Genomic DNA, 14,270 nt, shown 5'->3' with positions numbered 1-14,270 from the left:
GGGCGGGGTGCCCGCGCCGGAACCGCCCGCCGCCACGGGCTGCCGCCCGTTCGGGGCGGCGGACGGAGTGGCCCCGGCGGGTGGTGCACCCGGGGCGGCCGGACGCGGCTGCCCGTCGCCCGCCTGCGGTTGCTGGGCCCGTTCGAGAAACCTGAGCAGCTCCACGGGGAAGGGAAGCACGAGCGTGGAGTTCTTCTCCGCCGCGACCGCGACCACCGTCTGCAGCAGCCGCAGCTGGAGTGCCGCGGGCTGTGCGGACATCTGGCCCGCGGCCTCCGCGAGCTTCTTCGATGCCTGGAGTTCGGCATCGGCGTTGATGACGCGGGCGCGGCGCTCACGGTCGGCCTCGGCCTGCCGGGCCATGGAGCGTTTCATCGTCTCCGGCAGGGAGACGTCCTTGATCTCCACCCGGTCGATCTGGACACCCCAGCCCACGGCCGGACTGTCGATCATCAGCTCGAGGCCCTCGTTGAGCTTCTCCCGGTTGGACAGCAGATCGTCCAGATCGCTCTTGCCGATGATCGAACGGAGCGAGGTCTGCGCCATCTGCGACACCGCGAAGCGGTAGTCCTCGACCTGGATGACCGCGCTCGCCGCGTCGATCACCTTGAAGTAGATGACCGCGTCGACCCGGACGGTCACGTTGTCCCGGGTGATCCCGTCCTGGGCGGGCACGGGCATCGTGACGATCTGCAGATTGACCTTACGGAGCCGGTCCACGCCGGGGACGATCATCGTGAGCCCGGGCCCTCTGATCTCGTCGCGCAGCCGGCCGAGCCGGAGCACCACCCCTCGCTCGTACTGCCTGACGACGCGGACCCCCGCGACTGCGAACAGACCGCAGACGGCGAGTACCGCGACGATCGCGATCACTAGCACTTGGACCATGACGGCCCCCTGCCACTGGCACGGCACACAGCGACACCGGGACGGAACCGCTGCCTATTAACACGTTATGCCCTTTTCGCACCCCCAGGGAACCTCGGGCTCTCCCGGATGTCGCCCGGTCGGCCCTCCCCGGGTGCCGGGCCGCGCCGGAGCGGGCAGCGTGGCATGCGCCCGTACGGAATCCCCGTACCGGCCCCGCAGCACCGCCACACCGGCCCCGCAGCACCGCAGCACCGCAGCACCGCAGCACCGCAGCACCGCAGCACCGCAGCACCGCAGCACCGCAGCATCCTGACGATCCGGACGAGCAGACGAGGACCCGCCCATGTCCGTGACAGCGACGTTCCACCGCCGCCTCCGCCGTCCCCGCGTCGCCGCGGGGGCCGTCCTGCTGGCTCTCACCGCGCTGGGCGCCTCGGGCTGCTCGGGTCTCGGCCGCACCGCGGTCGGGCCGGTCATCTACACCACCGAGCGCGACGTCGAGGTCATGGAGAACAGTCCGCTGGTGCGGGGCTGCCACCCGCTGCCCGGGGGCGCGAAGGCCGTCGACAACAACACCCTCATCGACATGGTCCTCTACCGCTCCCGCGACTGCACCGGCGAAGGCAGCACCTACCTGTCCACCCGGCTCACCGACGTGGACGCCCCGAGCACACCCGTCTGGCGCAGCTACACCCTCGTGCACTGACCGGCGCCCGGCGCCCGCCGCACCCGCTGCGGGTCCCGTACCGGGGGGATCGGCGGATCCCCGGCACGGGAGCGGCCGGCCGACGGCTCAGTTCGCGGGGTAGCGGTCCGCCGGCCAGTCGACCGGTCCCTGGAACTGGCGGGAGAGATCGTCGGCGATCCTGCTGATCAGGGTCAGGCCCTCGGTGCGCACCAGCCAGTCGGCGGGTAGCGCGGCATCCCCGTGCAGCGCGCCGAGCAGGTTGCCGCAGACGGCTCCGGTGGAGTCGCTGTCCCCCGAGTGGTTGACGGACAGCAGCAGCGCCTCCGCGACGTCCTCGGGACCCGGCAGTGCCAGCGCACAGTACACGGCGATGGCGAGCGCCTCCTCGGCGACCCATCCCGCGCCGAGCGACTCGACACCCTCGGCGGTCGGGGCCCCTTCGGCAGCACGGTCGACGGCTGCCCGCAAGGCCGCCGTGGTCTCCTCGTGGCCCGGGTGGCGCGCGGTCAGCTCCATCGCCCGCAGCACCGCGCCCGGCATCGACTCGCCGGCCAGAAGGTACGCGACGGTCGCGGCGAAGGCCCCCGCCGCGAGCGCTCCTGTCGGATGGCCGTGGGTGATCTTCGCGCAGTGCGCGGCCAGCGCGAAGGCGTCGGCCGGGGACTCCCCGGTCAGCCCGAACGGGGCGGACCTCATGACGGTGCCGCAGCCCTTGGAGCCGGGGTTCACCGGTCCGGGTGTCCCGGGAGCGTCCCGCTCGCTCGGGACGTGCCCGGCGGCGAGTCCGGTCAGGCACGCGTTTCCGGGGGCCCTGCGCGCGTAGAGCAGCTGCTGCCGACGCAGCCATCCGGTGCGCACCGTGTCGTCACCGCCGCGGGCGGGCGGCGTCGGGTGGTTCTGGGTGTCGAGCCAGCGCCGGTAGGCCGCGCGCACCGTGCCCACGCGTCCGGCGCGGCCTGTCCCGGCCTCCGCTCGGATCAGCCCCTCCACCGTGAAGAGGGTCATCTGGGTGTCGTCCGTGATGCGCCCGAGGACTCCCTCGGAGTCCGGCACGAGGCCGCGGACACCGAGCGGTCCGTGGGCCCGTTCGATCCCGGTCAGCGAGAGGAACTCCACCGGGTTTCCCAGCGCGTCGCCGATCGCGCCGCCCAGCAGACAGCCCCGCACCCGCGCCCTGCGGACCGCGCTCCCGATATCCGTCACGAACGTCCCCCTCCGGTGCGCCGCACTCTCGACGGCACGGGTCCATGCTGGACATGAGGTGATGCGACATGCGTACCGGCAGTGAACCCGTGACCGCGCGCAGTCCGCTGCGCATGCGGCTCTGGCTGAGTCTATGGGGCGTCGCCTGGACCCTGTTCGCGGTGGTCGCGTTCTCACTCGCCGATCGTCCCGGCTGGGCGGCGGCCTGCGGTGTGCTGCTGGCGGTGACCGCGGCGGACTTCGCGGTGATCGTCCACCGGATGCGCCAGGGCTCCCGCTTCCAGCCGGGCAGGGACGTCCCTCCGTTCGAACCCGACCACGGCGACGGGCGGACGCACCGGCCGTGGACGTGAACTCCGTGAACCGCGCTGCCCTCGGCGATCACCCGTGAGTCGGCCCGTGAGCCGGCCCGCGAGCCGCAGGGACCCGGGAGCCTCCCGGGCCCTTCAGTCCCGGCTGTCGAAGCGCGCGGCGGTCAGGTACTCGGGGTTCGGGTCGAGGGCTGCGGCGAGCCGGAAGTGTCGGGTGGCCTGCTCGGGTCGCCCGGCTCGCTGGAAGGTGCGGGCCAGCGCGAAGTGAGCGAAGGCGTTGTCCGGCTCACGCTCCAGAACCAACTCGAACTCCAGCTCCGCCGGGCGCAGTTGGGCTGCCGCGAAGAAGGCCCTGGCGCGCAGCAGCCGGGCGGCGGTGTTCTCCGGGTGGGCGGCGATCACCGAGTCGAGGAGCTTCACCGCACCCTGGGGGTCACGCGCGGCCAGCAGTTGCTCGGCGGCGCGGAAGTCGATCACATGGGTTTCCGGGTTCCGTTCGGGCACGGTCGGGATCCTTCCCTTCGTTCGGCCGTTTGCAACGCGCGACGAGGGCGCGCTATTCCGCGGACCCCGTCGGGGCGGCGCCCGCCCGCCGCGTGAGCTCGTCCCACACCTTGCGCACCTGCGGTTCCAGGTCTTCCAGAGGCCCGTCGTTGTCGACGACGAGACCGGCGATCGCGAGCCGCTCCTCGCGGGTGGCCTGGGCGGCCATCCGCGCGCGGGCGTCGGCCTCCGTCATGCCGCGCAGCCGGACGAGCCGGTCGAGCTGGGTGGCGGGGGTGGCGTCGACGACGATCACGAGGTCGTAGAGGGGAGCGAGACCGTTCTCGGCGAGCAGCGGGACGTCGTTGACGACGACCGACCCGGGCCCTGCGGCGCGTTCCAGTTCGGCGGTCCGGTCCCGGACCAGGGGGTGCACGATGGCGTTGAGGGCGGCGAGCCGGTCGCTGTCGCCGAAGACGATCGCGCCGAGGGCGGGCCGGTTCAGGCTGCCGTCCTCGTGGAGCACGCCGGTGCCGAACTCCCGCACGACAGCGGCGAGTCCCGGCGTTTCGGGGGCGACGACCTCGCGGGCGAGGCGGTCGGCGTCGATCAGCACCGCTCCGTACTGGACGAGCAGCCGGGACACTTCGCTCTTGCCGGCGCCGATGCCGCCGGTCAGGCCCACTTTCAGCATGGACGGCAGCCTACGGGGCGGGGCGGGCGCGCGTCCCACCCGGTGGCGGCTGTCCGGCGCACCGGGGCGGTGTGCCGGACGGCCGCCGTCAGGCGTCGCCCTCGCGTTCGGCGAGGAAGCGCTCGAATTCGAGGCCGATCTCGTCCGCCGACGGCAGGTCCACCGGTTCGGCGACGAGGTTGCCGCGGGTCTCGGAGCCTGCGATCGCGTCGTACTGGTGCTCCAGCCCCTCGACGAGGGCGACGAGCTCTTCGTCGCCCTCACCGATCTGCCGGTCGATCTCGGTCTGGGTGCGGTGCGCGGCGGTGCGCAGGGAGTGCGCGACGGTGGGCAGCACCAGGCCGGTGGCGGCGGTGATGGCTTCGAGGCTGGTGAGCGCCGCGTCCGGATAGGCGGACCGGGCGACGTAGTGCGGGACGTGCGCGGCGACGCCCAGCACGTCGTGACCGGCCTCGGCCAGACGGTACTCGACGAGCGCGGCCGCCGAACCGGGAACCTGCGCCTCGTCGAACGGGGTGCTGTGGCCCGGCATCAGGTCGACGCGGTTGCCGTGCGGGGTGAGGCCGACCGGGCGGGTGTGCGGCACTCCCATGGGAATGCCGTGGACGGTCACCGAGAGCCGAACGCCGAGACGTTCGACGATCTGCTCGACGGCGGCCGCGAACCGCTCCCACTCCACGTCCGGTTCGGGACCGGAGAGCAGGAGGAACGGTGCGCCGGTGGCGTCCTGGACGACGCGGACGTCCAGCGTCGGGGTCTCGTACGCCGTCCACCGGTCGCGCCGGAAGGTGAGCAGCGGGCGCCGGGCGCGGTAGTCCACGAGGCGGTCGTGGTCGAAGCGGGCCACCACCTGGTGGGGCAGTGACTCCAGCAGTCCGTCGACGACCTGCTCGCCGGTCTCACCGGCGTCGATGTACCCGTCGAAGTGATAGAGCATGACCAGGCCGGCCGACTCCTGGGCAAGCGCCATGTCGACGGCGGCCAGCCCCTTCGGCTCCCATTCGTACAGACTCTGCGGATCAGGCACAGTTACCGCTCCTCCTCGTGTTCCGAGTGGAGAACGCCCAGGGGGGCACGGACATTCCCCGTCCGTGCCCCGTCATCGGGTGTTTACGCGGGCGCGGGCCCGGATGTCACGCGAGCACCCGGCTGTGCAGGGCGGTCACGGCCTTGCGGGCCGAGGTGAACGCCCCGTGCTGCCAGGCGTCGGTGTTGCTCAGGTAGTCGCCCGCGAAGTAGACGCGGCCGGCCGCCTTGTTGAGCGGAGCGAAGGCGGCGGCCTCCGGGCCTCCGGAGAGCGAGTGCCAGGCGGCCTCCAGGTGGGGGGTCTGGCGCCAGTGGTGCGAGAAGGACGAGGCGAGTTCGGTGCGGTACTTCTCGCCGTGGATCTTGACGCCCTGGGCGAGGGCGCGGGCCTCACGGTCCTTCGGCGCGAGCGCGGCGTAGGAGTCGGCGTTGGTGCCGGTGTTGTAGTAGCCGATGATCAGACCACGGTCGCCGTTGTGGCCGTAGGACGGATACCAGATGTGGGAGAGGTCCATGTCGGTCTCGGTGATGCCGCCGTAGATCCGGTGGTCGGTCTCCCACCAGCGGTTCTTGTACTCCAGGCCGATCTTTCCGGCCGACGAGGGCTTGCACCCCTCCAGCGCGGTCTGCACGGCGGAGCCGAGGTTGTGCGAGGTCTTGGCGAGGATGTTCGGGGGAAGCGCGGCGATGCAGTAGTCGGCGTCGATGGTGTGGGTGCGGCCGTCCTGCGTGTAGGTGACGGTGACGCCGTGCGGAGTGTCGTGGATGTCGGTGACGGCGGCGCCGGTACGGATGCGGCGGCCGCCTATCGCCTTGGTCAGGGCCGCCGGTATGCGGTCCATGCCGCCGACGGGCTGGAACATCAGCATCGCCTGGTCGTACTCGAACTCGAAGGAGAAGTAGCGGCCCACGTTGGTCGAGAAGATCTCGGAGGCGGTCGGTACGTCCCCGAGCACCTCACCGGGGGTGCCGACGGCGGCGGGGTCGACGCGGTAGCCACGGCGCGGGCTGCCGGTGTATTCGAGGGTGTCGCCGATGTCCCCGAACTCCTTCAGGAACTCCAGGAGCCTCTCCTGGTCCTCGGCGGTGATCTGGCGGTCCAGGGCCCCCATGTCGGTCGCCTTGGCGAGGAGTTCGGAGACATAGCCGTACATGTCGGCCTTGGCGGTGCGGTAGCGCATCGGGGCCTTCATGCCGGTGCGCTCGTTGAAGATGTAGGCGTTGGCGTTCACATTGGTGAACACCTCGACGGGGACTCCGAGTTCGCGGCAGTAGTCGAGCGTGACCATCCACTGGGGAATCCGGCCGGGTCCCGCGTTCATGTACTGACCGTCGTGGAACTTCGCGGTCTGCTTGTTCCCGTACAGATCGGTGGTGGTGTCACCGCCGCGGATCGTCGTGTTGCGACCACCGGTGAAGCTCCGGGCCTCCAGGATCGTCACGTCGTAGCCCGCTTTGCCGAGCTCGTAGGCGGAGGCGAGGCCGGCGATGCCGCCACCGACGACGACGACCTTCGCGGCTCCTCGGCCCTTCAGGTTGAAGTCGCCCTTGCTGGGGGCGCGGAAGACGGGCTCGCGGCTCGCGGCCTGGGCGGTGGGGGCCAGGCCGAGGGCTCCCATGGTGGCGAACATGGCTCCGGCGCCACTGGTGAGGCCGACCTGGCGCAGGAAGTTGCGGCGGCTCGAACCGGATGCGGCACCTTTGGGCGCGCTGGATGTAGAGGTCATGTCCCGACTCCTCCGTGGATCTTGGTGATGCCGGGATACTGGCAAGCGCGTGTTACGGGCCGTCAGTTACTCGTGTATCCCACATGTTTCTCTCACGGAAGAACGCGGACCGATATCCGGGCAATGGTCCAGACCTTGACGCTCCGCTGTCGGCCCGCCTAACGTCTCGGGGCAGCACGTTCAGCTCCTTGCGTCCGATTCACGTACGAGAAGTCTGGACTCTCCGGGAAGGCACCTCCATGCGCACCCGTACCCCCCTCGCACCGCTGCTCGCCGCCGCCCTCGTCACCTGCGGCCTCACCCTCGCCTCGGCCGGTCCGGCCGGGGCCGCCACCACCGTCGACGTCAGCACCGCGAAACAGCTCAAGGCGGCGCTCGCGGCAGCCGTCCCCGGCGACACGATCCACCTCGCGGACGGCACGTACACCGGCAACTTCAAGGTGACCGTCGCGGGCACCGCCGACGCCCGCATCACTCTGACCGGCTCCGCCGGAGCGGTCCTCACCGCGGGCGGCGGCTACGGGCTGCACCTCAACGGTGCCTCGTACTGGACCGTCGAGGGTGTCACCGTCACCGGCGGCCAGAAGGGCATCGTGACCGACTCCGCCAACGGCGTGGTCATCGACTCGGTGACCGTCCACGACCTCGACATGGAGGGCGTGCACTTCCGTACGTCCAGCAAGGACGGGGTCATCCGGAACTCACGGATCTACGACACCGGCCACGACGGGCGCGGCATGGGCGAGGGCGTCTACGTCGGCACCGCGGGCGACCTCACCGACAACAGCGACCGGGTCCTGATCACCGACAACGTCATCGGTCCCGGAGTGGGGGGCGAGAACGTCGACATCAAGGAAGGCACCACCGGCGCCCGGATCATCGGCAACACCTTCGACGGCAGCGGGCTCACCGGGGCGAACTACGACGACTCCTGGGTCGACGTGAAGGGCAACGGCGTCCTCGTCCAGGGCAACACCGGCTCCCGCACCACCAATACCGGCTACGAGACCCACACCCAGCAGCCGGGCTGGGGCTGCGGCACCGTGTTCCGCGGCAACCACTCGGATCTCACCGGCGCCACCGGCACCCCGAGGCTGGCCATCAACGTCACCGCGAACACCTCGGCCTGCTCCACGACCGTGTACGCCGACAACACCGCGACCGGCGGCCTGGGCCTGACGAACATCGGCGTCACTCCCTGAGCCGTACGGCCGGGTCCCCGGGACACGCGTGAGGCCCGCCCCCCGAAGGGGACGGGCCTCATGCCGTACCTACGTGTCTCCTGCTACCGCCGTCCGTCAGCGGCTGCCAGGGTCAGAGCTTCAGCTCTGGCCACCGGCCAGCTTCTCGCGCAGGGCGGCGAGCGCCTCGTCCGACGCCAGGGCGCCGGAGTTGTCGGCCGACTCCGAGGAGTACGAGCCGCCGCCACCGCTGCCGCCGGAGGCAGCCGGGGCGCCGGCCGGGGCGGCAGCGCCCTCGGCAGCGGCGGCCTCGTCGGCCTCGCGGGACTTGATGACCTGGGCCTGGTGCTGCTCGAAGCGCTGCTGCGCCTCGGCGTACTGGGTCTCCCAGACCTCGCGCTGCGCCTCGAAGCCCTCGAGCCAGTCGTTGGTCTCGGGGTCGAAGCCCTCGGGGTAGATGTAGTTGCCCTGGTCGTCGTAGGACGCGGCCATGCCGTACAGGGTCGGGTCGAACTCGACCGAGGCCGGGTCGCTGCCGAAGGACTCGTTGGCCTGCTTCAGCGAGAGGCTGATCCGACGACGCTCGAGGTCGATGTCGATGACCTTGACGAAGATCTCGTCGTTGACCTGGACGACCTGCTCCGGGATCTCCACGTGGCGCTCGGCCAGCTCGGAGATGTGGACCAGGCCCTCGATGCCCTCGTCGACGCGCACGAACGCACCGAACGGAACGAGCTTGGTGACCTTACCGGGGACGACCTGACCGATCTGGTGCGTCCGGGCGAACTGCTGCCACGGGTCTTCCTGCGTCGCCTTCAGCGACAGGGAGACGCGCTCACGGTCCATGTCGACGTCGAGAACCTCGACGGTGACTTCCTGGCCGACCTCGACAACCTCGGAGGGGTGGTCGATGTGCTTCCAGGACAGCTCGGAGACGTGAACGAGACCGTCGACGCCACCCAGGTCCACGAAGGCACCGAAGTTGACGATCGAGGAGACGACGCCGGAGCGGACCTGACCCTTCTGCAGGGTGGTGAGGAACGTCTGGCGAACCTCGGACTGGGTCTGCTCCAGCCAGGCGCGGCGGGACAGGACCACGTTGTTGCGGTTCTTGTCCAGCTCGATGATCTTCGCCTCGAGCTCCTTGCCCACGTAGGGCTGGAGGTCGCGGACGCGACGCATCTCGACGAGCGACGCCGGCAGGAAGCCACGGAGGCCGATGTCGAGGATGAGACCACCCTTGACGACCTCGATGACGGTACCGGTGACGATGCCGTCCTCTTCCTTGATCTTCTCGATGGTGCCCCAAGCACGCTCGTACTGCGCGCGCTTCTTCGAGAGGATCAGGCGGCCTTCCTTGTCCTCCTTCTGGAGAACCAGGGCCTCGATCTCGTCGCCGACCTTGACGACCTCGTTCGGGTCGACGTCGTGCTTGATCGAGAGCTCGCGGCTCGGGATGACACCTTCGGTCTTGTAACCGATGTCGAGGAGAACCTCGTCGCGGTCGACCTTGACGATGACACCTTCAACGATGTCGCCGTCGTTGAAGTACTTGATCGTCTCGTCGATCGCCGCGAGGAACGCGTCCGCGTCGCCGATGTCGTTGACCGCAACCTGCGGAGTGGTGGCGGTGGTCTCGGTGCTGCTCGTCATGTGGGAAAGGGCTCCGGTACGGACAGTGAGTCGTAGGTACTGCTACGCCGTGAGCCCTTATCGCCTCTGCAGAAGCCGGACAGCCTGGAAAGTGCCCGACCCGTCTCCGGGAGACACCTCGACAACCGAGGGGACATGCAACAGACGCGAGCGCGGCCTGCTAGGTCTGAGGCGCGCAGGCTCGCAGCGCAACTTGTAGCATACGGGGGCAGCCGGACACGGTCAATGCGCGAAGGCGCACACGCAGGGCGCAACGGGTCATATCCGGCACAACTCGACCGCGTCGAGGCCGTATCCGGGCCGGTACGGGTCCGAGAATTCCTCGCACCCCGCGTCGCCGGAGGCCGGCGCCGGGAGCGGACACCGCACGGACACTCCCTGCACCCCGCCGCGCGCGGCGGGTAAAGGCAAACTACAACGACGGACACGATGAGCCAAGAGACCTACGGAACCGAACCCGAAGCGACCCGCCGCGAAGCGGGCGACCCGGAGAGCAGCCGGGCCAGTCGCGGCTGGTGGGACCGGAACGCGGACGAGTACCAGAGCGACCACGGGGCCTTTCTCGGCGACGACCGGTTCGTCTGGGGGCCGGAAGGGCTCGACGAGGCGGAAGCCGGTCTGCTCGGTCCCGCCGCCGCCCTCGCGGGTCGCGACGTCCTGGAGATCGGTGCGGGTGCGGCGCAGTGCTCCCGCTGGCTGGCCGCCCAAGGAGCCCGCCCGGTGGCCCTGGACCTCTCCCACCGGCAGCTCCAGCACGCCCTGCGGATCGGCGACGAGGTGCCGCTGGTGGAGGCGGACGCCGGGGTGCTGCCTTTTCGGGACGGCTCCTTCGACCTGGCCTGCTCCGCCTACGGCGCCGTCCCCTTCGTCGCCGACCCGGTACGCGTCTTCCGCGAGGTCCGCCGGGTCCTGCGGCCGGGCGGGCGCTGGGTCTTCTCGGTGACCCACCCGATCCGCTGGGCCTTCCCCGACGAGCCGGGGCCGGAGGGCCTGTCCGTCGCCGCGTCCTACTTCGACCGTGTCCCGTACGTGGAGCAGGACGAATCGGGCGAGGCCGTCTACGTGGAGCACCACCGGACGCTGGGCGACCGGGTCCGCGACGTGGTCGCGTCCGGCTTCCGCCTGGTCGACCTGGTGGAACCGGAGTGGCCGGAGTGGAACCACCAGGAGTGGGGCGGCTGGTCGCCGCTGCGCGGGAACCTCATCCCGGGCACGGCGATCTTCGTCTGCGAACGCGACTGACCCCGCCGGCACCGGCCCACGGCACCCGCCGACCGGCCGGACCGGGCACCGGCCGGACCGGACACCTGACACCGGCGGACCGGACACCTGCCGGACCTGCGGACCCGGCCGGGGCTTCCGTTCGGATCGGACCGGCTCGGGGATCCCGGCACGATACGAACGGCATGCCCTCAATCCGCCGGCCCCGGCCAGGTGCCGTTTCCCCCACGCGAGGGAGGCGGCTCCCCCGTGCGGGGGTGGGGCGGGCCCGGACAGCCGTACGACACTGGGGGCGTGATCCGAACCGATGCCCTGGCCGACCTGCCCGTCCGCACCGCCGTGCCCGCCTTGCGCCGGGCGCTCGACGAGCGGGGCACCGCCGTGCTCTGCGCGCCGCCGGGCACCGGCAAGACCACCCTCGTGCCGCTCGCCCTGGCGGGGCTGACCGGCCAGGGCCCGCCGCGCAAGGTCGTGGTCGCCGAACCCCGCAGGATCGCCGCCCGCGCCGCGGCCCGCCGCATGGCCTGGCTCCTCGGCGAGCGGCCCGGGGGGCGCGTCGGCTTCACCGTGCGCGGTGAGCGGGTGGCCGGCCCGGACATCGTGGTCGAGGTCGTCACCACCGGGGTGCTGCTCCAGCGCCTCCAGCGCGACCAGGAACTCTCCGGCACCGACGTGGTGATCCTCGACGAGTGCCACGAACGCCATCTGGACGCCGACACCGCCGCCGCCTTCCTGCTGGACGTGCGCGAGACGCTCCGCCCCGACCTGCGGCTGGTCGCCGCCTCCGCGACGACCGACGCGGAGGGCTGGGCCCGCCTGCTCGGCGGCGCCCCGGTCGTCGAGGCGACCGGGATCTCCCATCCGGTGGAAGTCGTCTGGGCACCGCCCACCGCCCCGGTCCGGCCGCCGCACGGAATGCGGGTCGATCCCGCACTGCTCACGCATGTCGCCTCGGTGGTGCGCCGGGCGCTGGCGGAGCGGGACGGCGACGTGCTCTGCTTCCTGCCCGGTGTCGGTGAGATCGCCCAGGTCGCCGGCCGGCTGACCGGGACCGGTGCGGAGGTGCTCCAGGTGCACGGGCGGGCGCCGGCCGCCGTGCAGGACGCGGTCCTGGCGGGAGACTCGGGCGCGGGACGGCGCGTGGTGCTGGCGACCTCGGTCGCGGAGTCGTCGCTGACCGTGCCCGGAGTGCGGGTCGTGGTCGACAGCGGCCTCGCCCGGGAGCCCAGGACGGATCACGCCCGGGGGCTGAGTGCCCTGACGACGGTGCGGGCCTCGCAGGCGACAGGACGTCAGCGGGCGGGCCGTGCCGGACGAGAGGCTCCCGGTGCGGTGTACCGGTGCTGGACGGAGGCGGAGGACGGGCGGCTCCCCCGGTTTCCGGCCCCGGAGATCCGGGTCGCGGACCTGGCGGCGTTCGCCTTGCGGGCCGCGTGCTGGGGCGACCCCGGGGCGGTGCACCTCGCGTTGCTCGACCCGCCACCCGCGGGAGCGATGGGCGCGGCCCGCGAGGTGCTGCGGGCGGTCGGGGCGGTCGACGCGGACGGGCGGGCGACCGGGCGCGGCACACGGATGTCCCGCCTCGGTGTCCATCCCCGCCTGGCGCGGGCCCTGGTCGACGGAGCCCGGGAGGTCGGGGTGCGCCGGGCGGCCGAGGTGGTGGCCCTGCTGAGCGAGGAGCCTCCCCGCCAGTACGGGGACGATCTGGCGGCGGCCCTGCGCACCGCACGCCGTGGCGGCGACGGATATGCCGTGCGCTGGCGCCAGGAGGTGCGGCGGCTGTCGTCCTCGCTGGGCGACCGGGATGCCGGGGACGGGCCTGCCGCCGGTTCTGCGGGCGGCGGTTCCGCGGGCGGCAGGTCCGCGGGCGGGGCGACCCCGGTCACGGACGACGCCACCGCCGGACTGGTGGCCGCGCTGGCGTTCCCGGAGCGGGTGGCGCGGGGCCGGGGCGGGGAGGCGTTCCTGATGGCGTCGGGGACCGGGGCGGAGCTGCGGGACGGCTCGGGGCTCCGCGGCTCGCCCTGGCTCGCGGTCGCCGTCGCGGACCGGCCCACCCACGCCGCATCGGCCCGGGTGAGGCTGGCAGCGGTGATCGACGAGGACACCGCGGTGCTGGCCGCGGGGCACCTGCGGTTCCGGGGCGAGGAGGTCCGCTGGAGCGACGGCGACATCGTTGCGCGTGTGGTGGACCGGCTGGGGGCGGTGGAGTTGGCGGTGCGCCCGCTGAAGCAGCCGGCCCCGGAGCTGGTGCGCACCGCCCTCCTGGAAGGGCTGCGCCGGGAGGGCACCGGACTGCTGCGGTGGACCCGGGACAGCGAGCAGTTGCGTGCCCGGCTGGCCTTCCTGCACCGGGTCCTGGGTGCGCCGTGGCCCGAGGTGTCGGACGAGGCTCTGCTGGCGCGCGCCGGTGAGTGGCTGGAGCCGGAGCTGTCGCGTGCGCGGCGCCGTGCGGACCTGGGGCGGATCGACGCGGGACAGGCGCTGCGCCGGCTGCTGCCCTGGGCGACCGGCGAGGCGTCCCGGCTGGACGAGCTGGCACCGGAGCGGATCGAGGTGCCGAGTGGGTCCCGTATCCGGGTGGAGTACGACGGCGAGCAGCCGGTGCTCGCGGTGAAGCTCCAGGAGTTGTTCGGCCTGGCCGAGACGCCTTCGGTGGCCGGGGTGCCCGTGCTGGTGCACCTCTTGTCCCCGGCGGGGCGGCCGGCGGCGGTCACCGCGGACCTGGCCTCGTTCTGGCGGGAGGGGTACCGCGCCGTCCGCACGGAGTTGCGGGGGCGCTACCCCCGGCACCCGTGGCCGGAGGACCCGACGACGGTCGCCGCCACCCGGTTCACCTCGGCGCGGCTGAAGCGGGAGCAGCGGCCGTGAACACGTAGGACGGGCCCGGGCCGGTACGCGGGAGCCGAGGCCGGTACGCGGGAGCCGGGCAGGTACCCGGGAGCCGGGCAGGTACCCGGGAGCCGGGCAGGTACCCGGGAGCCGGGCCGGCACGCGGAAGCCGAGGCCGGTACACGGAAGCCGAGGCCGGTACACGGAAGCCGAGGCCGGTACACGGAAGCCGAGGCCGGTACACGGAAGCCGAGGCCGGTACGCGAGAGCCGGGGCCGGCACGCGAGAGCCGGGGCCGGCGTCGCCGTCGTCGCCGGGGCAAGATCAGTGGCCAGGGCCGATGTCGGTACGCGAGGGCTGACGGACGGCACCGGTCACGCC

The 14,270-nt window shown here is 72.1% G+C and carries 12 protein-coding genes; 5 read left to right on the top strand and 7 right to left on the bottom strand.

Features of this window, described 5'->3' with window-relative positions:
* On the bottom strand, positions 1-888 hold an 888-nt coding region (locus ACFWEP_RS21350; protein ID WP_387371885.1), incomplete at its 3' end, for a slipin family protein.
* Between the two features lie 325 nt (positions 889-1,213).
* Between ACFWEP_RS21350 and ACFWEP_RS21345 the strand changes: the two genes are divergently transcribed.
* The gene (locus tag ACFWEP_RS21345; RefSeq protein ID WP_387371884.1) at positions 1,214-1,576 is read left to right on the top strand and encodes a hypothetical protein; all 363 of its coding nucleotides are present in this window, start codon (positions 1,214-1,216) and stop codon (positions 1,574-1,576) included.
* Between the two features lie 87 nt (positions 1,577-1,663).
* Here the strand turns inward: ACFWEP_RS21345 and ACFWEP_RS21340 are convergent, their stop codons facing one another.
* Entirely contained in the window at positions 1,664-2,761 is a 1,098-nt protein-coding gene (locus ACFWEP_RS21340; protein WP_387371883.1) for an ADP-ribosylglycohydrolase family protein, read from the bottom strand.
* 68 nt (positions 2,762-2,829) lie between these two features.
* Between ACFWEP_RS21340 and ACFWEP_RS21335 the strand changes: the two genes are divergently transcribed.
* Entirely contained in the window at positions 2,830-3,114 is a 285-nt protein-coding gene (locus ACFWEP_RS21335; protein WP_387371882.1) for a DUF6343 family protein, read from the top strand.
* Between the two features lie 93 nt (positions 3,115-3,207).
* On the opposite strand, the gene ACFWEP_RS21330 is transcribed toward ACFWEP_RS21335, so the two are convergent.
* The 4 genes from ACFWEP_RS21330 to ACFWEP_RS21315 all read right to left on the bottom strand — a co-directional run bounded on the left by ACFWEP_RS21330 (position 3,208) and on the right by ACFWEP_RS21315 (position 6,906).
* The gene (locus ACFWEP_RS21330; protein WP_327175157.1) at positions 3,208-3,576 is read right to left on the bottom strand and encodes a tetratricopeptide repeat protein; all 369 of its coding nucleotides are present in this window, start codon (positions 3,574-3,576) and stop codon (positions 3,208-3,210) included.
* Positions 3,577-3,628: 52 nt separating this feature from the next.
* Positions 3,629-4,249: a dephospho-CoA kinase gene (coaE, locus tag ACFWEP_RS21325; RefSeq protein ID WP_387371881.1), complete on the bottom strand. Its 621-nt coding sequence runs from the start codon at positions 4,247-4,249 to the stop codon at positions 3,629-3,631.
* 88 nt (positions 4,250-4,337) lie between these two features.
* Positions 4,338-5,276: a PAC2 family protein gene (locus ACFWEP_RS21320; protein WP_387371880.1), complete on the bottom strand. Its 939-nt coding sequence runs from the start codon at positions 5,274-5,276 to the stop codon at positions 4,338-4,340.
* 106 nt (positions 5,277-5,382) lie between these two features.
* Complete coding sequence (locus ACFWEP_RS21315; protein WP_387371886.1) at positions 5,383-6,906, bottom strand: flavin monoamine oxidase family protein; 1,524 nt, start codon at positions 6,904-6,906, stop codon at positions 5,383-5,385.
* Positions 6,907-7,241: 335 nt separating this feature from the next.
* On the opposite strand from ACFWEP_RS21315, the gene ACFWEP_RS21310 reads away from it, so the two are divergent.
* On the top strand, positions 7,242-8,204 hold the full coding sequence (locus tag ACFWEP_RS21310; protein WP_387371879.1) for a right-handed parallel beta-helix repeat-containing protein: 963 nt from the start codon (positions 7,242-7,244) through the stop codon (positions 8,202-8,204).
* Between the two features lie 120 nt (positions 8,205-8,324).
* Here the strand turns inward: ACFWEP_RS21310 and rpsA are convergent, their stop codons facing one another.
* Positions 8,325-9,836 (bottom strand): 30S ribosomal protein S1, encoded by a 1,512-nt coding sequence (gene rpsA, locus ACFWEP_RS21305; protein ID WP_328722284.1) that lies wholly within the window; start codon positions 9,834-9,836, stop codon positions 8,325-8,327.
* A gap of 429 nt (positions 9,837-10,265) precedes the next feature.
* Here rpsA and ACFWEP_RS21300 point away from each other — a divergent pair, with 429 nt between their 5' ends.
* Together ACFWEP_RS21300 and hrpB are read left to right on the top strand one after the other, a co-directional pair.
* A complete protein-coding gene (locus tag ACFWEP_RS21300) occupies positions 10,266-11,078 on the top strand; it encodes a class I SAM-dependent methyltransferase (protein WP_387371878.1) in 813 nt (270 codons plus the stop codon).
* A gap of 273 nt (positions 11,079-11,351) precedes the next feature.
* Positions 11,352-13,928 (top strand): ATP-dependent helicase HrpB, encoded by a 2,577-nt coding sequence (gene hrpB / locus ACFWEP_RS21295; protein WP_387371877.1) that lies wholly within the window; start codon positions 11,352-11,354, stop codon positions 13,926-13,928.
* The last annotated feature ends 342 nt before the right edge of the window (positions 13,929-14,270 follow it).

This window comes from Streptomyces sp. NPDC060198, assembly GCF_042728415.1.
In the GTDB taxonomy this organism is placed as follows: Bacteria; Actinomycetota; Actinomycetes; order Streptomycetales; family Streptomycetaceae; genus Streptomyces.
Note: the sequence above shows the minus strand (reverse complement) of the source record. Positions and strands in the feature narration are given on the sequence as shown.